Annotated in this window: 21 protein-coding genes; 13 read left to right on the top strand and 8 right to left on the bottom strand. The window is 63.6% G+C overall.

What is annotated here, in order from left to right; all coding sequences use genetic code 11:
- The first annotated feature begins 1 nt into the window (after position 1).
- The 6 genes from cyoC (at position 2) to ABNW52_RS08665 (ending at position 5,932) form a co-directional block, all read left to right on the top strand.
- Positions 2 to 619 carry a cytochrome o ubiquinol oxidase subunit III gene (cyoC, locus tag ABNW52_RS08690; RefSeq protein ID WP_349586461.1) on the top strand — a complete coding sequence of 206 codons (618 nt, stop codon included), beginning with the start codon at positions 2 to 4 and terminating at the stop codon, positions 617 to 619.
- Positions 619 to 945, top strand: a complete 327-nt coding sequence (gene cyoD / locus ABNW52_RS08685; protein WP_349586459.1) for a cytochrome o ubiquinol oxidase subunit IV — start codon at positions 619 to 621, stop codon at positions 943 to 945. Before cyoC ends, cyoD begins: the two co-directional genes overlap by 1 nt.
- Positions 903 to 1,871: a heme o synthase gene (gene cyoE, locus ABNW52_RS08680; protein ID WP_349586456.1), complete on the top strand. Its 969-nt coding sequence runs from the start codon at positions 903 to 905 to the stop codon at positions 1,869 to 1,871. The genes cyoD and cyoE overlap by 43 nt, the downstream gene beginning before the upstream one ends.
- 451 nt (positions 1,872 to 2,322) lie before the next feature.
- Positions 2,323 to 2,703, top strand: a complete 381-nt coding sequence (locus ABNW52_RS08675; protein ID WP_349586454.1) for a DUF805 domain-containing protein — start codon at positions 2,323 to 2,325, stop codon at positions 2,701 to 2,703.
- Entirely contained in the window at positions 2,700 to 4,913 is a 2,214-nt protein-coding gene (locus ABNW52_RS08670) for an FAD-binding protein (protein WP_349586451.1), read from the top strand. The genes ABNW52_RS08675 and ABNW52_RS08670 overlap by 4 nt, the downstream gene beginning before the upstream one ends.
- Positions 4,913 to 5,932 (top strand): hypothetical protein, encoded by a 1,020-nt coding sequence (locus tag ABNW52_RS08665; protein ID WP_349586448.1) that lies wholly within the window; start codon positions 4,913 to 4,915, stop codon positions 5,930 to 5,932. Before ABNW52_RS08670 ends, ABNW52_RS08665 begins: the two co-directional genes overlap by 1 nt.
- A gap of 74 nt (positions 5,933 to 6,006) precedes the next feature.
- On the opposite strand, the gene ABNW52_RS08660 is transcribed toward ABNW52_RS08665, so the two are convergent.
- A complete protein-coding gene (locus tag ABNW52_RS08660) occupies positions 6,007 to 6,432 on the bottom strand; it encodes an acyl-CoA thioesterase (protein ID WP_349586445.1) in 426 nt (141 codons plus the stop codon).
- Positions 6,433 to 6,709: 277 nt separating this feature from the next.
- Here ABNW52_RS08660 and ABNW52_RS08655 point away from each other — a divergent pair, with 277 nt between their 5' ends.
- Complete coding sequence (locus tag ABNW52_RS08655) at positions 6,710 to 7,273, top strand: thymidine kinase (protein ID WP_349586442.1); 564 nt, start codon at positions 6,710 to 6,712, stop codon at positions 7,271 to 7,273.
- The gene (locus tag ABNW52_RS08650; RefSeq protein ID WP_349586439.1) at positions 7,270 to 7,659 is read left to right on the top strand and encodes a hypothetical protein; all 390 of its coding nucleotides are present in this window, start codon (positions 7,270 to 7,272) and stop codon (positions 7,657 to 7,659) included. Before ABNW52_RS08655 ends, ABNW52_RS08650 begins: the two co-directional genes overlap by 4 nt.
- A 47-nt stretch (positions 7,660 to 7,706) precedes the next feature.
- Here the strand turns inward: ABNW52_RS08650 and ABNW52_RS08645 are convergent, their stop codons facing one another.
- The 5 genes from ABNW52_RS08645 to ABNW52_RS08625 all read right to left on the bottom strand — a co-directional run bounded on the left by ABNW52_RS08645 (position 7,707) and on the right by ABNW52_RS08625 (position 11,540).
- Positions 7,707 to 8,180, bottom strand: coding sequence for an SRPBCC family protein (locus ABNW52_RS08645; RefSeq protein WP_349586436.1), 474 nt, complete (start codon positions 8,178 to 8,180; stop codon positions 7,707 to 7,709).
- A 27-nt stretch (positions 8,181 to 8,207) separates the two neighbouring features.
- Entirely contained in the window at positions 8,208 to 8,840 is a 633-nt protein-coding gene (locus ABNW52_RS08640; protein ID WP_349586434.1) for a LolA family protein, read from the bottom strand.
- Positions 8,841 to 8,866: 26 nt separating this feature from the next.
- Positions 8,867 to 9,286, bottom strand: a complete 420-nt coding sequence (locus ABNW52_RS08635; RefSeq protein WP_349586431.1) for a quinol oxidase — start codon at positions 9,284 to 9,286, stop codon at positions 8,867 to 8,869.
- Positions 9,287 to 9,411: 125 nt separating this feature from the next.
- Positions 9,412 to 11,022 (bottom strand): methyl-accepting chemotaxis protein, encoded by a 1,611-nt coding sequence (locus tag ABNW52_RS08630; protein WP_349586428.1) that lies wholly within the window; start codon positions 11,020 to 11,022, stop codon positions 9,412 to 9,414.
- A gap of 167 nt (positions 11,023 to 11,189) precedes the next feature.
- Positions 11,190 to 11,540: a hypothetical protein gene (locus ABNW52_RS08625; protein ID WP_349586426.1), complete on the bottom strand. Its 351-nt coding sequence runs from the start codon at positions 11,538 to 11,540 to the stop codon at positions 11,190 to 11,192.
- Between the two features lie 190 nt (positions 11,541 to 11,730).
- Here ABNW52_RS08625 and ABNW52_RS08620 point away from each other — a divergent pair, with 190 nt between their 5' ends.
- From ABNW52_RS08620 to ABNW52_RS08605, 4 genes are all read left to right on the top strand, one after another.
- Positions 11,731 to 12,867: an imelysin family protein gene (locus ABNW52_RS08620; protein WP_349586424.1), complete on the top strand. Its 1,137-nt coding sequence runs from the start codon at positions 11,731 to 11,733 to the stop codon at positions 12,865 to 12,867.
- An 81-nt stretch (positions 12,868 to 12,948) separates the two neighbouring features.
- Positions 12,949 to 14,361, top strand: a complete 1,413-nt coding sequence (locus tag ABNW52_RS08615) for a di-heme oxidoreductase family protein (protein WP_349586421.1) — start codon at positions 12,949 to 12,951, stop codon at positions 14,359 to 14,361.
- A gap of 59 nt (positions 14,362 to 14,420) precedes the next feature.
- Positions 14,421 to 15,443, top strand: coding sequence for an imelysin family protein (locus ABNW52_RS08610; RefSeq protein ID WP_349586419.1), 1,023 nt, complete (start codon positions 14,421 to 14,423; stop codon positions 15,441 to 15,443).
- Positions 15,433 to 16,503 carry a DUF1513 domain-containing protein gene (locus tag ABNW52_RS08605; protein ID WP_349586416.1) on the top strand — a complete coding sequence of 357 codons (1,071 nt, stop codon included), beginning with the start codon at positions 15,433 to 15,435 and terminating at the stop codon, positions 16,501 to 16,503. The genes ABNW52_RS08610 and ABNW52_RS08605 overlap by 11 nt, the downstream gene beginning before the upstream one ends.
- A gap of 79 nt (positions 16,504 to 16,582) precedes the next feature.
- Here the strand turns inward: ABNW52_RS08605 and ABNW52_RS08600 are convergent, their stop codons facing one another.
- Positions 16,583 to 16,933 (bottom strand): YkgJ family cysteine cluster protein, encoded by a 351-nt coding sequence (locus tag ABNW52_RS08600; protein WP_349586413.1) that lies wholly within the window; start codon positions 16,931 to 16,933, stop codon positions 16,583 to 16,585.
- Between the two features lie 72 nt (positions 16,934 to 17,005).
- On the opposite strand from ABNW52_RS08600, the gene ABNW52_RS08595 reads away from it, so the two are divergent.
- The gene (locus ABNW52_RS08595) at positions 17,006 to 18,181 is read left to right on the top strand and encodes an alkaline phosphatase family protein (RefSeq protein ID WP_349586411.1); all 1,176 of its coding nucleotides are present in this window, start codon (positions 17,006 to 17,008) and stop codon (positions 18,179 to 18,181) included.
- A 13-nt stretch (positions 18,182 to 18,194) separates the two neighbouring features.
- On the opposite strand, the gene ABNW52_RS08590 is transcribed toward ABNW52_RS08595, so the two are convergent.
- The gene (locus ABNW52_RS08590) at positions 18,195 to 19,187 is read right to left on the bottom strand and encodes a hypothetical protein (RefSeq protein WP_349586408.1); all 993 of its coding nucleotides are present in this window, start codon (positions 19,185 to 19,187) and stop codon (positions 18,195 to 18,197) included.
- Positions 19,188 to 19,294: the final 107 nt, after the last annotated feature.

Below are 19,294 nucleotides of genomic sequence, written 5' to 3'. Positions count from 1 at the left end.
CATGACTTCGCAAGTAAACGCATTGCATGACCATGATCATGCGCACGACCACGAGCATCACGACGCCGGCGCCAGTGTAGAACTGGGCTTCTGGCTGTACCTGATGACCGACTGCATCTTGTTTGCCAGCGCCTTTGCCGCCTACGCGGTACTGGTGGGCAACGTGGCAGGGGGCGTTGCCGGTCACGACATCTTCGAACTGAAGTTCGTACTGGTGGAAACCTTCGCGCTGCTGTTCTCCAGCATCACCTACGGTTTCGCCATGATCAGCGGCCACAAGGGCAACAAGGCCGGCCTGCTGGGCTGGCTGGCGGTGACCTTCCTGTTCGGCGCCACCTTTATCGGCATGGAGCTGCACGAGTTCGGCGCACTGATCGCCGAGGGCCACGGCCCGGACAAGAGCGCCTTCCTGTCCGGCTTCTTCGCCCTGGTGGGCATGCACGGCCTGCACGTGACCGCCGGCCTGATCTGGATGGCAGTAATGATGCTGGAAGTGATCAAGACCGGTCTCACCGGCCGCGCCATGACCCGCCTGAACTGCCTGAGCATGTTCTGGCACTTCCTCGACATCGTGTGGATCTGCGTATTCACCGTCGTGTATCTGAAAGGGGCGATCTGATGAGCCACGCTCACGACCACGCCGCCAGCCACGGCAGCGTATCTTCCTACCTGACCGGCTTCGTGCTGTCGGTGATTCTGACCGTGATTCCGTTCTGGCTGGTGATGAACGGCGGCCTGAACCCGCACGACACCCTGCTGACCATCGCCGGCTTTGCCGTGGTGCAGATCCTGGTGCATCTGAAGTACTTCCTGCACCTGAACTTCACCAAGGAAGGCCGCATCAATTCGCTGGCCTTCCTGTTCACCGCACTGGTGATCGTGCTGCTGGTGGTGTTGTCGGTGTGGATCATCTTCAGCGCCGACGCGCTGATGATGCCAAGCTGAGTGCGGCCAACGTGAAGCTCAAGCGTTATCTGCAGGTCACCAAGCCGGGCATCATCTTCGGCAACCTGATCTCCACCGCCGGCGGTTACCTGCTGGCGGCGCAGGGTCATGTCGACCTGTGGCAGATGCTGGCCACCCTCATCGGCTTGTCGCTGGTAGTCGCCTCCGGCTGCGCGCTGAACAACTGTGTGGACCGCGACATCGACAGCAAGATGGCCCGCACCAAGGGCCGCGTGCTGGTGACCGGCGCCATGTCGTTCCGCGCCGCGCTGGCGCACGGCATCGTGCTGGGCATTGCCGGTTTTGCCACGCTGTGGTTCGGCACCAATGCACTGGCGACCGCCTGCGCGCTGTTCGGCTTCGTGATCTACGCCGGCGTGTACAGCCTGTACATGAAGCGCAAGTCGGTATACGGCACCGTGGTGGGCAGTTTATCCGGCGCGGTACCGCCGGTAGCCGGCTACTGCGCCGCCACCGGTCGCTTCGACATGGGCGCGGCCATTCTGCTGCTGATGTTCTGCCTGTGGCAGATGCCGCACTCCTACGCGATTGCCATCTTCCGCTTCCAGGACTACCAGGCCGCCGGCATCCCGGTGCTGCCGGTGGTGCGCGGCGTGTCCGCCGCCAAACAGCAGATCGTGCTGTACATCCTGGCGTTCATGGTGGCCACCATCATGCTGATGCTGGGCGGCTACGTCGGTTACGGCTACCTGGTGGTGGCGGTGGCCACCAGCCTGTGGTGGCTGAAGATGGCGCTGTCCGGCCGCAAGGCCGATGTGGACGACCGCGTATGGGCACGCCAGGTGTTCGCCTTCTCCATCGTCACCATCACCGCGCTATCGGTGATGATGGCCGTGGACAGCCGCATGGCGGTGCCCGACGCCACCGGTGGACAGTTGGCCGCACTGCTACAGGCGTTTGCCTGAGGTGGAGCCACACGGCGTGTTGATCCTTCGGATCAATACATTCGGCAGCAACAACCATCGGCCGCAGAACAATCTGCGGCCGATTTTTATTTGCAGTCATGCCAGGCCCGTTGCCTACCCGGCAGCAGACCCGCTTTGCTCATGCCGGAATTATTGGCTATCACTGAAACTACCGATGACAAACCAGTTGCCAAGGGGATATCTTGCAAGACCGTTTCCAACCAGAACGGCCGATCATCATCACAGATGCAATTACCGCAGGCTGGCCTTGCCATTTCCGCTGCCGAAGGCCGCTGGCAATGCCTGCACTGCAACAACCTGGTTAGCCGGGGCAAGCCAAAGTCATGGGTCCAACAATTGATGCTTTCAGAATTCAAATTGCCACCGTTGCAACACCACTTGGGCGCCCAGCATAAGTAGGGCGATTCAATCATCAACATCGGAGGAAGCCATGGCCTGGGTTCAGTTGTTCTTCGCGCTTTCTGGACGCTTGCGCCGCAGCAGCTGGTGGGCGAGTACCACTTTGTTACTGGCGGCTTTCATCACCCTGAGCCTTGCCCTCGATTCCCTGTTAGGGCGCATGGCTTCGCTCGCCCTGCTCCTTCCATTTGGCTGGATGAGCGTGGCCCTGGCAATCAAACGCCTGCATGACGGCGGTCGCTCGACCTGGCAGCTGCTCTGGTTACTTGTGCCTGTATTCGGCCCGCTGTTGATTGCCTTCCGACTAACTTGCCTGCGCGGCACTGTGGGTGAGAACCAGTATGGCGAAGACCCTTATATCGTTCATCGTGACTATTTACAGGTGAAGATCCACACGAAGGGGCCGACATGATCGTCAACGACGTAACCCAGCTCAATCCCATATCGGCCTTTGCGATCTCGGCGCCAACGTCGGTAGAAGAAGTCCAGGCCGCGCTCGCCCGTACAGACGGCCCGGTATCGGTCGGCGGCGGCCATTTCAGCATGGGCGGACAGACGGCAAGCCCGGACAGCCTGCATCTGGATATGCGCCGGCTAAACCGGGTGCTGAGTTTCGACCCTCAGGCACGGACGATACGAGTACAGGCGGGTATCCGCTGGTGCGACATCCAGGCCTTTATCGACCCGCATGACCTAGCGATCATGATCATGCAGACCTATGCCAATTTCACCGTGGGAGGCTCGCTTTCGGTCAATGCGCATGGACGCTATATGGGGGTGGGGCCTATCGTTCTGTCGGTGCGGCAAATTGCCCTGGTCTTGCCCGATGGCCGACTGGAACAAGCCAGCCCCAGCCACCAGCCAGCGCTTTTCTATGCCGCCATTGGCGGCTATGGCGCCATTGGCATCATCGTTGAGGTCGAATTGCAGCTGACCAACAATGTGCGCGTGCAGCGCAGCAGCCGCAAGATGTCACTAGCCGATTATGGTCCGTGGTTCGGCCCGCAGGTACGGGAGGAGCGCGGCGTAGTGTTCCACAATGCCGACCTCTATGCTCCGCACTACCAAAAGGTCAGGGCAGTCAGCTGGACCGAAACCAAACACCCGGTCACGGTGACACAGCGCCTGCACAGCCATCGCCGGCTATACCCGCTGCACAAATACTTTCTATGGGCCATGTCCGAGACCCCGCTGGGGCGCGAGCGACGCGAGCACTTGCTCGACCCCCTGCTATACCTGAGCAAACCGGTGCACTGGCGCAACTACGAGGCGGGCTATGACGCCGCCGAGCTGGAGCCGCTATCGCGCCAGCACCGCACCTATGTGCTACAGGAATACTTCATACCCGTCGGCCAACTGGAGCAGTTTGTGCCGAAAATGGCAGAAATCCTGCAGCGACATCGTGCCAATGTGCTCAACATCTCGATTCGCCATGCGGCAGCAGACCCCAGCACCCTGCTGGCGTGGGCACGCGGGGAGACATTTGCCTTCGTGCTGTATTACAAGCAACGAACACGCCGCAACGCCTGCAACCGGGTTGCCATCTGGACACGGGAGCTGATCGAGGCGGTACTGTCGGTAGGCGGCACCTATTACCTGCCCTACCAATTGCACGCCACAGCCGAGCAATTCCATCGCGCCTATCCGGGCGCTGTTTCTCTGTTTGCCCTCAAGCTGCAGCTCGATCCGCACTACCGACTGCGTAACGCGCTTTGGGACAAATACTACGCCCCCACCCTCAACGACATCTCGTCGCCGCCACCACCCCGTGGCGACTTCGACGCCATCTACAGCGACACAGTCTGGCAGGATCACTTCTACCGCTTCCTCCAAAATATCTTCCATCTTTATCCGGAAGATCGCCTCCACACTTTGATTCTGGATTCAGTACTAGAAGGTGGTAGCGACGAAGCCATCTATCGTCGCATCCAGGCGAGCCTGCGGACCATCAAACCTTTTCTCGCCGAACTACGCTACGCGCTGCCAGCACTCGCCAAGCAAAAACAGGAAATGACGCGCCAGACCCTACAGTTGCTGGGCGAGCGGCGGCGTTTTCATGGCTATGTCGAGATCGGCAGCACCGGGCGCTACCTCAGCCAGCTTCGGCACGCCTTGCGACTGCAGGGAGATCGGGTGCTGATCCATGATCGCGCCCCCGGCAACAGCCCCGTCGATATTGTTGAACGCGGCGGGCTGCGTCAGCTTGCCCGCTTTGTCCCGCTAGGAGATTACGACCCCATCGCCACCCATGACATCGCCGACCAAAGCATAGAGTTGGTGAGCTGCTACATCGGTTTGCATCACATTGCGCCGGACAGGTTGATGCCATTCCTGGCAAGCATCGCGCGAATCCTGACTCCGGGCGGCATGTTCATCCTGCGTGACCACGATGTCGACAGCTCGCAGATGGCGGCATTCGTTTCCCTGGCCCACACCGTATTCAACGCCGGCCTGGGCGAGCCGTGGCCAGTCAATGCCGCCGAACGCCGCCATTTCGTCGATATTGCCACCTGGGTCGAGCGCCTGGCACGAGTCGGTCTACGCGACAGTGGTCAGCGTCTGCTGCAAGCGCACGACCCCAGCCGCAATGTGCTGATGGCTTTCATCAAGGAGCCTTGCTGATGCGCCGCCTTGCCTTGTTGATCTTGCTGCTGGTCAGCCTGCTGGCAGTCAGCAGCCCCATCACCCCCGATGCCAACCGCCGCAGTGAGGAGCAAACCTTTCTCACCTATCCCGAATGGTTTCTGGTGCACAGCCCGGCCGAATATGCCCGTTATGTCACGGCCGACCGACCACTAAGCGACTTCCCGTTCTGGGGCCATATCCGTCAGCTGTGGTCCAGTTACGCCAGCGTGACCGAAGCCACCGCCAGCTACCCGCTCAACACCGGCTATCACGTAATGATTCTGGTGATCGCCAGCAGCACCACGATCGAATACGGCCTGCGACTGGCCTACGAGCGCACCCTTGGTCGACTAGGCGAATGGCTGCGCGGCCCAGCCCCGACCGCAGAAGAGAGCTATGCGGCCCGGATTGCGCAAGACTACGTGAACTTCATCCGCGTCCTGCCTTGGTATGAATACGACTTCGTTCGGGCCATGCATGGGCTCTGGCGACTCCCCGCCAGTGGAGACAGTCTGTTCCGCAAATGGGAGCGGCGCTACGCACTGAGCACCGAATATCTGGTCAAGGCTGGCTATGGCTGGCTGATCAAACAAGCCACCCAGGCCAGCTATGGCACGGAGCTGCTGACCACCCTCGTGGTGCTCGACCGCCAGCCTTCCCCAAACGCACAGCTACCGGATTTCCACCCGCTGCAAACACTGCCAGATGGCCGCCAACTGGTTCGCCTGCCGCGCTACGAGGCCTTCAGCCCCTATGCAGAGGCTTTGGCGCAGCAGGGCACCAACTTTCGCGAAATTGCCGGCAACCCACCGCAAGCAAAGTTGCTGCTAACCATACTGACGCCAGTCAGCTGGCGCCCGGGCAGCAATCAAGACCAGCTGCTATTCGAGCAACCTCTGCTAACCGAGCCAACACGTAAGCGAGTTGCACTCGTCACGCGTGTTGGCCTGCTTGGTGAGCGTCTGCGTCAACTACACAGCCAACCGGTCGAACTTGAGCATATCTACGACTACTGATCGACGGCTTGCTTTGCCATATTCCGGACTGCCCCGGCGCAGCTCCGCAAGGCAACCGCGCAAGGTTGGCCGCATCAGGCCTCGGCCCCCGACGCACGCAGCAGCGCACGCACCGGCTCCGGAATCGACACCGTCTTGCCGGCCTGATAGTCCACCCACACCAGAGTCGCCTCGCCCACCGCGTACACCGTGGCCGGCTCGCCGTCGCGATAAAAGTGGTGGCGCAGCTTCAGGCTGCTGCGGCCAACCTTTTCCACCTCGATGGTGATCGCCAGCGTGGCCGGATAGGTCAGCTCGCGCTTGTAGCTACAGCTGGTATGCCCCAGCACCGGGCCGATGCCTGCCGGGTCGATGGGAAAACCGGCATTTTCCAGCCACTCCACACGGATCTGCTCCATGTAGCGGAAGTAATAGGTATTGTTGAGATGCCCGACCGCATCCATGTCACCCCAGCGCATGGTGATGATGCGGGTATCGAGCAGCGGCAGTTGCTTTTCCATATGTCAGCCCTTGTTGTTGTGCCGTGTGCAGTGCAGCAATGATAGCTGCGCAGTGACGTTAACGTAAGAGCATGTTCATGACTGGTGCCGCCGCGGCGATATGGCGATGAGTGCGATTTAACGGTGCCCCGCTGCTACTTGTAAGTGCCGCTTCCACCGCTGTGTGCGCCCTGCCTTGCCTTGGCGCGGGATCGCGGCCCGGTGTCAGGAAACGCTTTGTTCACCCAGCGCCGGTCGGCGGGTACAATAGCCGCCCTTCCCGCACCACGCTGCCGCCATGGCCAAACTTTTCTACCGCTACGCCGCCATGAACAGCGGCAAGAGCACGATGCTGCTGCAGATCGCCCATAACTATGAATCGATGGGTAAACAGGTGCGCCTGTACACTGCGGCCATCGACGATCGCTACGGCCGCGGCAAGATCACCTCGCGGCTGAATATCCAGCGCGATGCCGATACTTTCGACGCCGAGCATGATTTTCTGGCCGGTGACTACGCGGGGTTGTCCTGCGTGCTGCTGGACGAGGCGCAGTTCCTCACCCCGCAGCAGGTACGCCAGCTGCACCGCCTGGCCCATACCCGCAAGCTGCCGGTGATCTGCTTTGGCCTGCGCAGCGATTTTCGCGGCGAGCCGTTTCCCGGTGCTGCCTGGCTGCTGGCGCTGGCAGAGGACATCGAGGAGATCAAGACCATCTGCACCTGCGGCCGCAAGGCCACCATGCACATCCGCACCGACGCCGCCGGCCAGCGCCTGCACCACGGCCCGCAAGTGGAGATCGGCGACGAGAGCCGCTACCACGCGGTATGCGCCCAATGTTTTTACGCCGGAGAACCCGCATGAACGACAAGACCCGCAAGCCGGCCAATAACAAGCAGCAGGAACAGCAACGCTTCGCTCAGGCCGAAACTGCCTGCCAGCTGGCGATGAACCTGTTTGCCAGCCTGGAAGAAGACGCGGCCTGGCAAGGCTGCGAGCTGGCGTGCAAATACGCGCAAATGGCCACTGTATATGGCCGCCGCATCCGCAATGGCAAGGTGCTGTGCGCCGCCGACTTCAACGCCGCGGTGGAGGTATGCACCAGCGTGCGCCGCGCGTTGCGGGCACTGGATGCCGAGCTGCAATTCACCGACCACCCACAGGCTGAGGCACTGCAACAGGTTGCCCGCGAGAGCTACAAGGTACTGGCCGCGCACCACCAGCTCACCGCCGGCAAGCGCCAGGGCTGAGTCACTGCGCGACAAGCGGCCGCGCTAGTCGCTGGTCACCGCCACAGCTAGCAGGCAACGTCCCGACGGCTAGCCAGCTGCAGGCCAAGGCCGCGCCGGCCCGCCTCCATCAGGTAGTCGTGATTCCACTCGAACAGCGGCCGTGCCACAGGCGCCAGCCAGTTCATCCAGCCGCGGGTGGTGCGCACCTGCCAGTCGTAGCACACCAGGGTGGCGTCACCCTCCCGGCGAAACTGCCAGCGGCCGACACCCTCCACCTCGCCGCTGGCCCACCCCTCCAGCAACGCCAGCGGCTGCACTGCGGTAATGTGCATATCGAAACACAAGCGGTATGGCAGCGCGCCTTTCCAGACATAGCGCTGCCGGGCGCCAACACCCATACCATCGCCCGGCGCCAGCTCCAGCACCTCTTCGACCCCGCGCCACCACTGCGGCCAACTGCGCACGTCATAGATGATGTCCCACACGGCCTCCAGCGGGGCATCAAAGCGCCACAGGGTGCAAAACCGGTATTCCGCCATGTCTGGCACCTCATCCTCGCGGCCATCCTAGCGCGGCAGGAACCAGTCGCCGGGCAGTGCCACATCAAATTCGACATCGTCCAGCCACACCGTCTCCCGCAAGCTTCCGTCCGTGCCATAGCTGACCACCTTCAACGGAAACAGATGCTCGCGTTCCAGCCACAACTGGAAGCGATGCGCCTTACCCACCGTTTCCGTACCACCCCCGGTTACCGTCAGCGGCAGCGCCTGCCAGCGCCCCAGCCGCTGCTCCGCCCCCAGTTCCAGGCTGCCGCCTTGCCGCAAGCGGCGCACATTCTCCAGCAGCGCGCCGGCATGCGAGCGGGCAATGGTATGTCCATGCGGATCGCGAATAAGCGGGTTACCCGGTGCCAGTGTCAGCCGTGGAAAGTGCTGCAGCCCGAACGGCCATAACCGCACCTGCTGCGCGTCCGGGTCGTAAATCAGCACTGCGCCGTGGTGCGGGGTATCGAAGTCCATGCGTATCCAGCCAGGCCGCCGGTAGCTGTAGCGGATCACCTGCGGTGCGTGTGCCGGCGCCTCGGAACGCAAGGTCACGCGATAGCTTTCCAGCACCTGAAAACGGCCGATGGCATCTGCCAGCAGATCCGGTCCGCCAGCGGTCCCCAGCGTGCTTGCGGCCAACAGTGCCCACAGCATGTGACGCGCCCTCTCCAGACGGCGGTCTAGTCGACCACCTCGAAGATGCCTTCCATGCCGCGCTGGCGATGGCTGGCAAAAAACAGCAGCTTGTGTGCGCAGTAGAACGGATAACGCCCGGTCACCGCCGGCACGAAGCGCAACACCCTGGGCTGCACCGCCAGCTCGGTACGCAGCGCCAGCCCGGCCTGCGGCGCCTCCAGCACAAAGCTGTGCGGAATCATGCCCTGCTCCATCTGCACCGACAGCTCCACCGGCACACCGGCCTTGACGATGACGTGAGCCGGGCGAAAGAAATAGCTGCCGCCAACGATCTGCACACGCTGCACGCCGTCGCTATCCAGTCGCGCGTGGTAAGGCGGTTCATCGGCGCGCCCGCTAGCGGCGACACCGAGTAGAGCCAGTAGCAACACGCTGCCGCGCCACCAATATCCTTTGCTGTCCATGTTCACCCTCCCGCCACCGGAATGTCCGGCTCACTACCCCTATAGCCGCATTTTGGTGGTGCGGCCATAAAAAAGCCGGCCCAAAGGGGCCGGCAGCAGTGCGGGTGGTGCACCCGCCAGCGGCTTTAGACACGGTAGCTGGCGATTTCCTGCTGCATGGCTTCGGACAACTGATGCAGGCGGCTGGCCAGATCGGTCACCAATGCGGCGGCGGCCGAGTTTTCTTCCGCCATCTGTGCCACGTTTTCCACTTGCAGGGCGATGCTGTTGGCCGCAGTACCCTGCTCACGGATCGCGTGACTGATCTCGCCAGCCAACTGGCGGTTCTGGTCGGCGACTTCGACGATAGAGCGGATCGCGCCGCGGGCCTTGTCTGCGTCACCCACCCCGGTGGCGACATTGCTCACGACGCCTTGCATGCGCTCGCTGGCGCTGCTGGATACGCGCTGGATGGCCTCGATGATGTCGGCGATCTCCTGGGTGGAGTGTGCCGTCCGCTCGGCCAGTTTGCGGACTTCATCGGCCACCACGGCAAAGCCGCGGCCGGTCTCGCCGGCACGGGCGGCCTCGATGGCGGCATTCAGCGCCAACAGATTGGTCTGGTCGGCCACGTCGCGGATCACGCTGACCACCACGGCGATCTCGCGGGTGCGCGTTGACAGCTGCGTCATTTCCTCTGCCGCATGCTCCACCGCCCCGGCGATGCTTTCGATGGACTGACTGGTATCGCGAATGACCACTTCACCGCTCTGTGCCCGGCTGCCGGTGTCTTTGGCCAGGTCGTTGGCTTCGTGGCTGCGGTCGGCGACATGGTTAATGCTGACCGTGATCTGCTCCAGTGCGGCGGCCATGGTGGAAGCCGATTCACTTTGCGTATTGGAACCGGCAGCAACTTGCCGCGCCGAGCCGGCAAGCTCGGTGGCAGACTGGGTCACATCGCGCGAGGCCGCCACCATGGTGCGCAGGCTGCCATGCAGCTTTTCGATCAACCGGTTGAAAGCGCTGAGCATATCGGCGATTTCGTCCTTGCCGTTCACCTCGCAGCGGGTGGTGAAGTCCAGCGAATCGGTCAGTTGCTGGATGCTGTGCTGGCCGCGCTTGACGCTGCCCACAATGCGGCGGTAGCTCCACAGCCCCAGCAGTGCCAGCACCACAATGTTGGCCGCAGTAATGATGATGGATGTCAGGCTGGCACTGCTGCTCACCTGTTCCGCCTGCTGCAGCGCGGCATCTGCTTGCTGCTGGTTGAAGCGGATATGCTCATCGACCACCTGCTGGGTAGCCTTGAAGTGGTCGCGTGCATCGCGTGCCAGCTGCATCGCCTGTTCGGTCTGACCGTCGCGCGATGCCGTCAGCACCGCCTGGTACTTGCTTTGCAGCAGTTCCAGGCCGCTTTTCAGGCGAGCCAGATAGTTTTTTTCCTGCTCGCCGCTGGCCAGCGTTTCGTAGTGGGCAAGGTTTTGCTCCAGTTTGGCCAGGTTCGCCCGGTAGTCGGCCTCGATTTCAGCTTTCTTGACCGGATCACTTGCCATTACATGCGCCAGTAACGAGTTACGGGTTTCCACCAGCCCCTTGCCGGCGACACCCAGGATTTGCGTGGTGGGCAACACGTCACGTCCCAGACTGGCAAGCTCACTGTTGAGCCGCTGCATCTGCAAGAAGGAATTGCCCGCCAGTAGCAAGGAGCCAAGCACGGCAACGGCAATCATCAGGGCCAGGCGCTGTGAGATTTTCATGTCAGCCTTTCGTCATATAAGTAAGCATGTACTTACAGCATGACAAAAGGTTGTGACAAGATAATTTTTCTGCATTGTTTATGCGTGGTCTGTGCAGCACTGCCGGTGTAGTGATCAGCGGCCGTGCCAGCAAACAAAAAGGTTGGCCGCGGCCAACCTTTCTACATTCATGCCTTGTGGCGCCGCGACTTGCGCCGGCTCGCCGGTGGTTCCAGCTCGAATTCGAACAACGACGCGGTGCGACCGGTTTGCGACTGGCAGGCGATCAGCATGGCGCGGTTGATTGCCTCTTTCTTGCTCACCCCCCACCACTCGATCATCTTGTCCAGCGCCTTCTGCGCATCGCGCGACAGCTCCACCGTCACGGAAAGCTCTTGCAGGCGGTTGCGGCGCAACTCGCGGCTACGCCGCTTGCGCTCGGCCGGTGTCATCGCGCGCTCCCCCAGCGGCTTGCGACCGGGTTTGGCACGGATACCGCCAATCAGGTCGATGGTGAAATGATCGCAGGGGTCTCGCATGGGTTGGGTGACGCGTCACGCAGAAAAAAGGGGCGCAAGGATAGCACGAAGCGCCGTGATAACCCAGCCTGCAACACGCCTGTGGCCGGCAAAAACCCGCTGGGCATAAAGCGCCGATGGCTTGACCATGTAAATGCTAATAACTATCATCCTTGTCATCTTTTAGATAACCAACACGAGACACCACAATATGCGCAAAACCCTGCTCGTTCTGGCGCTGGGCAGTGCCCTGCTGTCGCCGCTGGCGACTGCGGCCGAAGTCAACCGCTCGGCAGTGGCCGAAACCTACGGCCAGATCGTTTTCGCCAGCTACGAAGACACCTACAAGGCCGCCCGCGAGCTGCAGGCGGCGGTGGATGCCTTTGTCGCCGCGCCCAGCGAGCAGGGTCTGCAACAGGCGCGCAAGGCCTGGCTCGCCGCGCGTGAGCCGTACGGCCAGACCGAGGCGTTCCGTTTCTACGGCGGCCCGGTGGACGATGACAAGGGCCCGGAAGGCCAGCTCAACTCCTGGCCGCTGGACGAAGCCTATATCGATGGCGTGAAAGGCAAGCCGAACGCCGGCATCATCAACAACCGCAAGCTGGCCATCACCAAGGACAAGCTGTCGGCGCTGAATGAGCGTGGCGGCGAAGAAAACATCGCCACCGGTTACCACGCCATCGAATTCCTGCTGTGGGGCCAGGACTTTGATGCCGCCGGTCCGGGCAAGCGCGCGGTCAGCGATTTTGTCGATGGCAAAACTCAGAATGCCGACCGTCGCCGCGCCTACCTGAAAACCGTGGCCGAGCTGCTGGTGGACGATCTGGCCACGCTGGTGGAAGCCTGGAAGCCGAATGCGGCCAACTATCGCGCCCGTTTCTTGAAGGACAACGACGCCGTGCGCAAGATGATGGTGGGCCTGGGCGTGCTGTCGCGCGCCGAGCTGGCCGGCGAGCGCATGGAAGTGGCACTGGACAGCCGTAACCAGGAAGACGAGCACTCCTGCTTCTCCGACAACACCCACCGCGATGTGTTTACCAACGCCAAAGGCATCCAGAACGTGTGGCTGGGCGAATACAAGCGTACCGACGGCAGCGTGGTGAAAGGCACCAGCCTGCGTGACCTGGTAAGCGCCAGCAATGCCAAGGCCGCCGAGCGCGTGACCGGCGATATGGAAGCCACCATGAAGGCGGCGGAAGGCATCCAGGCACCGTTCGATCAGGAAATCGTGCGCAAGGATGGCCGCCTGCGGGTGCAGGCCACCGTGGCCGCGCTGAAGAAACAGGCCAGCAGCCTGGTGGAAGCCGCCAAGGCCATCGGCATCAAGAAGCTGAACGTCAACGGCTGATGCCGGTCCGGCGCTGCCGGGCTTGTCTACCCCCAAACCCGCCGGCGTGTCCCGGCGGGTTTGGCACTTGCTGGAACACAGATGAAACCAATGTATTTGAAGGCCCTGACCGCGCTGGGCGGCACCGCCGCACTGCTGGGCACGCTGGGCTTTACCGGTGCGCCGGAACTGGCGCCGTATCGGGATGGCGACGAAAAACTGGGGGGCGACACCACGGTGTACGAGGTTGGCCGCAATGCCTTCTCGCTGCCTGCGGCCAACATGGCCAGCGATCGCCAGACGCGATTCTTCGTCGGCAACTCGTTCTTCAAGAAAGCCTGGGTGGAGGCGCCGTCGTCCACCGCCGCCCGCGACGGCCTGGGCCCACACTTCATCGCCCGCTCCTGTGGCGCCTGTCACACGCTGGATGGCCGCGGCAACACCCCGGCCTTCGACAACGGCCTGCAGAGCGAGCAGCCGATGGCGCTGCTGTTCCGCCTGTCAATTCCCGGCGCTAACGGTACGCGGCCGGAGCCGAACTACGGCGGCCAGTTCAACAACGACGCCATTCCCGGGGTAAAAGCGGAAGGCAAGGTCAGCATCCGTTACAGCGAGCTGCCCGGCCGCTTTGCCGATGGCGAAAGCTACAGCCTGCACCAGCCACAGTATCGCTTCGACGAGCTGGGCTACGGCCCGCTGCACCCGCAAGTGCAGGTATCGCCGCGCATTGCACCGCAGATGATCGGCCTTGGCCTGCTGGAAGCCATCCGCGAGCAGGACATCCTGGCCAATGCCCGCCAGCAGGCTACTGCCGGCCAGGGCGTATCCGGGCGCGCCAACTACGTGCACGACGCCTACGCCGGCAAGACGCTGATCGGCCGTTACGGCTGGAAAGCCAACGTCGCCACCATCGCGCACCAGGCGGCCGGTGCCTTCAATGGCGACATGGGCATTACCTCGCCGCAATTCCCGCGTGAAGAATGCATGCCAGCACAGCGCGATTGCCGGCGCGCGCCGCACGGCGGTCAGCCGGAGATCGCCGCCAGCAAGATGAATGCGGTGATTTTCTACAGCCAGACGCTGGCAGTGCCGGCGCAGCGCAATGCCGACAGCGCCAGCGTGCGCCGCGGCAAGCTGCTGTTCGGCCAGCTGCAATGCGCCAGCTGCCACGTGGCCAGCTACACCACCGGCACCCTGCGCGGTCTGCCCGAGGTGTCCGGCCAGAAGATCAGCCCGTACACCGACTTGCTGCTGCACGATATGGGCGAACCACTGGCCGATCACCGGCCGGATGGCCTGGCCGATGGCCGCGAGTGGAAAACGCCGCCGCTGTGGGGCATCGGCCTGATCAAGGACGTTAACGGTCACACCGAATACCTGCACGATGGCCGCGCCCGCAATCTGAGCGAAGCCATTCTGTGGCACGGCGGCGAAGCCGAGGCCGCCCGCCAGCGCTTTGTGGCGCTGGACAAGACCGACCGCGATGCCGTGCTCGCCTTTCTGAACTCGCTGTAACCCATGGCCCGCGGCGGCAACTGTTCCATTTGCCGCCGCAGCCCAATCAGGACTCCACTATGCCCAAGACCCTGCATGCCACTTGCTGGCTGCTGGCCGGCCTGCTGCCCGCCGTGGCTGCGGCCAACACTCCGGCCGAGCAACAGTTTCTGCAACAACTGACGCAGCACGAACTGCTGCCGCGCTACCACCAGGTGGCTGACAGCAGCCGGCAACTGGCCAGTAGCATCGACGCACTGTGCCGTACGCCGGGCAAAGCCGCGCTGACCACTAGCCGCCAGGCCTGGCTGACTGCCTACCGCAACTGGCAGGCCGTGGCACCGCTGAACTGGGGCCCCACCGCCGAGCGTCGCAGCCAGCGCGTGATCGCCTTCCGCCCCACCCGCCCGGCGCTGATCGAGGCCGCCATCGGCCAGAAGCTGGGCGCCAGCGCCGAGGGCTACGAGCAGGCCGGCGCCGCCGCCAAGGGCTACAACGCCATCGAATACACGCTGTACGACAGCGCCAGCCAACTGTCACAGCCGGCCCGTTGCCAGTGGCTGCAGCGCAACGCCGCGGAAATCGCCAGCCACACCCCGGTCCTGCTGGCCGACTGGCAACGCTTTGCCGCCGACCTCACCCGCAGCGGCGAAACCGGCGCGCCGTACAGCAACAGCAAGCAGCCACTGGAAGAAGTGGTCAACCTGACCCTGGCGGGGCTGAACGAGCTGCACAAGGAGTTGGCGCGTATCGGCAGCGTCAAACCGGAACAGGTTATCGGCCAGCGCAGCGCCAGTGGCAAACAGCTGGTGCGCACCCAGTTTGCCCTGCTGCACGCGGTGCTGGTGGGTGCCGACAACAAGAGCGGGCTGACATTGCTGCTGGCCGACAAACAGCCGGCTCTGGCAGCCGAGCTGGTCAGCAAGGTTGCCGCCGTGGAAAGCGGCCTGCAGCAGCTGCCGGACAATCTGGTGCAAGTGGGCAACAGCAGCCGCGCCGCCGCCAGCACCGATGCGCTGGAAGCGCTGATGGATGCGCTGGAAGGCCCGGTGACGCAGGCACTGGACATCACCCTCAGCTTCAATGAATCCGATGGCGATTGACCCGACCCGCCGCCGCCTGCTGCAAGCCGGTGCACTGGCACTGGCGGCGTGGCCGCTGTATGCCCATGCCGGCGAAGACAGTTTTAGGGTGCTGTCCGCCTACGACGTTGGCCGCAACCAGCACCGCGCCGGCGCAGCCGGGTCCGCGGCGGCGCTTGCCCTGCCGGCACGCGGCCACCACCTGGCGCTACTGCCGGGACAGGAAGCCATCGTGTTCGCACGCCGTCCCGGCTTCCAGATTACCCGCTTCAATTGGCACAGCGGCGCCACCGTGGCGTGGTACGACTACCCGGACAATCGCCACGGCTTTGGCCACGGCATCGTGCATGCCGGCCAACTGCTGACCACCGACAGCGACATCGACAGCGGCAACGGCCTGCTCACCGTGCGCGACCTGGCCACGCTACAGCCGCTGGCCGAGCTGCCCTCCGGCGGCATTGGCCCGCACGAGCTACTGGGCATGGACGATGGCCGCGTGCTGGTGGCCAACGGCGGTATCCTCACCCTGCCGGAAAGCGGTCGCATCAAGCTGAACCTGCGCAGCATGCAGCCCAGTCTGGACGTGATCGACCTGCAGCAAGGCGGCAGCGTGGCACAGTACAAGCTGCCGGACTCGCGCTACTCCATTCGCCATCTGGCGCGAGTGGCGGCCAACCGCTACGCGGTGGCGCTGCAGTACGAGGGTGACGACGACAGCGTGCCGGTGGCCGCACTGTGGCAGCCGGACAGCGGCCTACGCATGCTGCCGCAGCCGGCGGCGCTGCTGACAAGCTGCGATGGTTACGCCTCCAGCGTCGCCGCCAGCGCCAACCGCATTGTCGCCACCGCCACCCGTGGCGACGTGGTGCTGTGCTGGGATGGTCACGGCAACTATCTGGCCGCAGTGCCGCTGGCCAAGCCTTCCGGCGTGGCGGCGACGCGTGACGGGCGCTATTTCATCATCAGCAACGAGCTGGGCGACATCGTGTGGCTGGAGAGCGCCACACTGCAGATCGACGCCAGCCGCAGCCGCCGCTACCCGGTGAAATGGGATAACCACCTGAGCCTGGCCTACGGCTAGACGCCGCCGCAAAGGTTGGCCGCAACGACAAGGGCGCCCCGCGGGGCGCCCTTGTGTCATGTGAGCGGTCGGTAAGCGGCTACCACTGCTCCACCGGCAACGGCGGCAAGCCATGACGGCTGCGCGCGCGATTGCAGGCTTCCTCGTAGATGCCCACCGCCGCCAGCTGGCCAAACTCGCGGCATGGCGACGGCCGCAGCGGGTAGATGCTGCACGACACCTGCTTGCCCACCTCGCCTTCCAGCGCCACGCAGCGCGATACCGATTCGTCGGTGCCGCACATGCGCATGGTGTTGGCCACCTCGTGCACCGCCATCGCTGGCGGCACCCCCGGCACATCGCCATGCGCCAGCTCGGATTTGTGGAACGACACGCGGAAGGCGGCGCAGCAGGCGCCGCACTCGGTACAGCTGACTCGAAGTGCTTGCATGGCGGTGAAATGGGCAGCGGGCCGCCCGGCATGGTAAAACCGTGACTATACCCGCCACTTGCCGACATCACCATGCACACCCCAGCCCAACTGCCCGCCGATCTTGTGGCACCCGACTACCAGCACAGCCTTGCCAACCTGGCCGCGCGCCTGCACGGCACGCCGGGGCTGGCGCCGCTGCAGCACCCGCTGCTGGATGATCTGGAGCAGGTGGAAACCATCATTCTGTTGTTGATCGACGGCATGGGCGAGGCACAGTTGGCCGCACTGGCGCCGGATGGCTGGCTGGCCCGCCAGCCGCACTGCAGTTTGCGCTCGGTGTTTCCCAGCACCACCACCGCGGCTATCACCACGCTGCTGACCGGCGTCGCGCCATCGCAGCACGGCCTGCTGGCGTGGCACATCTGGGCACCGGAAGCCGGCTGCATCGCCACCCCGCTGCCACTGCGCGAACACTGGCGCGAGGATGGCGAGCCGCTGCCGGATGACATTCTGGCCGCCACCCTGTATCGCCAGCCGTCGGCGCTGACGGCCGGCGCGCGCCGCCCCTATGTGCTGCAGCCGGCGTATATCGCCGATTCGCGCTACAGCCAGCATCACGGCGGCGTGGCGGAGGCGCTACCGTGGCACGGCTACGATGCGCTGTTTTCCCAGCTGGCGGCGCTAGCACAACAGCCGGGCCGCAAGTTCGTGTATGCCTATATCCCGGATCTGGATTCGCTGATGCACCACAAGGGCACGCAGCATGCGCGGGCACGGCAGCTGCTGCAGCGACTGGATGGCCACTGTGCCGCCTTGATCGAGCAGCTGCCGGGCAACACCCGGCTGCTGATCACCGCCGACCATGGCCAGTTGGACATCCCGCCGGAGAAGCTGCTGTTCCTCAACGACTATCCGGAATTGGCCTCCATGCTGGCTCGACCGCTGTCCGGTGAGCCGCGGGTGGCATTCTGCCAAGTGCGACCGGAATGCCGCGACTCCTTCCCCGCCGCCGTCACCGCGGCGCTGGGGCATAGCTTATGGGTGCTGAAGGCAGCAGACGTGCTGGCCGCCGAGTGGTTCGGCCCGCCGCCGTATCACCCGCAACTGGTGGCCCGGCTGGGCGATTTCGTGCTACTGATGAAGGACGACTGGGGGCTGTTGCAGATGGTGGACGACAAGGAGCGACCGCGGTTGATCGGCAACCACGGCGGCATGAGCGCCGCCGAGATGCAGATACCGCTGATCGTCTGCGGCGGCATGGCGTAGCCGCCTGCCAGACTTACCGCCCGCCCAGGCTGCCCTGTTGCGGCCAACGTTGCTGCCATTCGCGCCAGGCATCGCGGCTGAGCGTGGCCGGAAACACCACCCGGCGGCGCTGCTGCACATAGCCCAATAGCACTTCGGCGTAGTCCAGCTGCTGGCCACCCTGATCCGGCGGCGTCAGCACCCCCATGCGGTTGACCCACACCGTATCCTGCCGCGCCTTGATGTACTCTTCCGGCCCTTCCACGATCTGCTGCAGTAGCTGCAGCTTGCCGGCCAGCGAGCCAAGCTTGCTGCCATCGGCCAGTTCGCGCTGCACCTGCTCCAGTCGCTCCCCGGCCTGTTCCCGCGTCAGCACGCCGCTCAGGTTCAACGCCTCGGCATTCAGCACCCCGGCGCCGGTTTTCAGCTGTAGCTGCAGTGCCTGGCGCTCGATTTCCAGCAGCCGGCGGCGGGCTTCCAGCTCCTGCATGCCCTGCCCCAGACTGGCACACCACACCGCATAGGCATGCTCGCGCCCCTTGCGCACCGCCTCGTCGCGGGTGCTGCCGGCGGCGATGAAACGGTGGCGGTCGAAGCTCAAAATCGTCTGCGGCACATCCTTGCGGATCGAGCCATCCGGCATCAGCATGCTACCCAGGCGGTGGGTTTCGCTGGGTTGCATCGACAGCATCAGCTGCACGGTATCGGCCGATGACGGGCGGGCAAAATAATCATGCAGCGATTCGCTGCCGGCCAGAATGTCGCTTAGCGACTGCGGCGAGGAAAACAGCAGCCCGACACGGCGATCCAGACTGTAGCCGGGCAGGCTCAGGTCCAGCGATTCGGGCAGCGTCTCGCACAGCTCGTGCATGTATTGCAGGGTGCGCTTGACCCCGCGCCGCAGCTTGCGCCGTCCATCCGGCAGCAGTCGCAGCCGTGGCTCCACCTGCTCCACCAGCATTTCCACCGCGCCTTCTACATCCTGTCTGGATACCGGATGCCCGCTACCCAACAGCCAATCCCACATGATTTTGCCTTTTTGCTGGCCTAAAAAAGGCCGGTATCGATATATTACCCTAAGCGGTCTTGCCACCCGGAAAGATGCCCGGATAATACACGTCCGCCACCTAGGGT

Origin of the sequence: Vogesella oryzagri (assembly GCF_040148885.1) — a bacterium.
In the GTDB taxonomy this organism is placed as follows: Bacteria; Pseudomonadota; Gammaproteobacteria; order Burkholderiales; family Chromobacteriaceae; genus Vogesella; species Vogesella oryzagri.
This window is presented reverse-complemented; position numbering and strand designations above follow the sequence as displayed.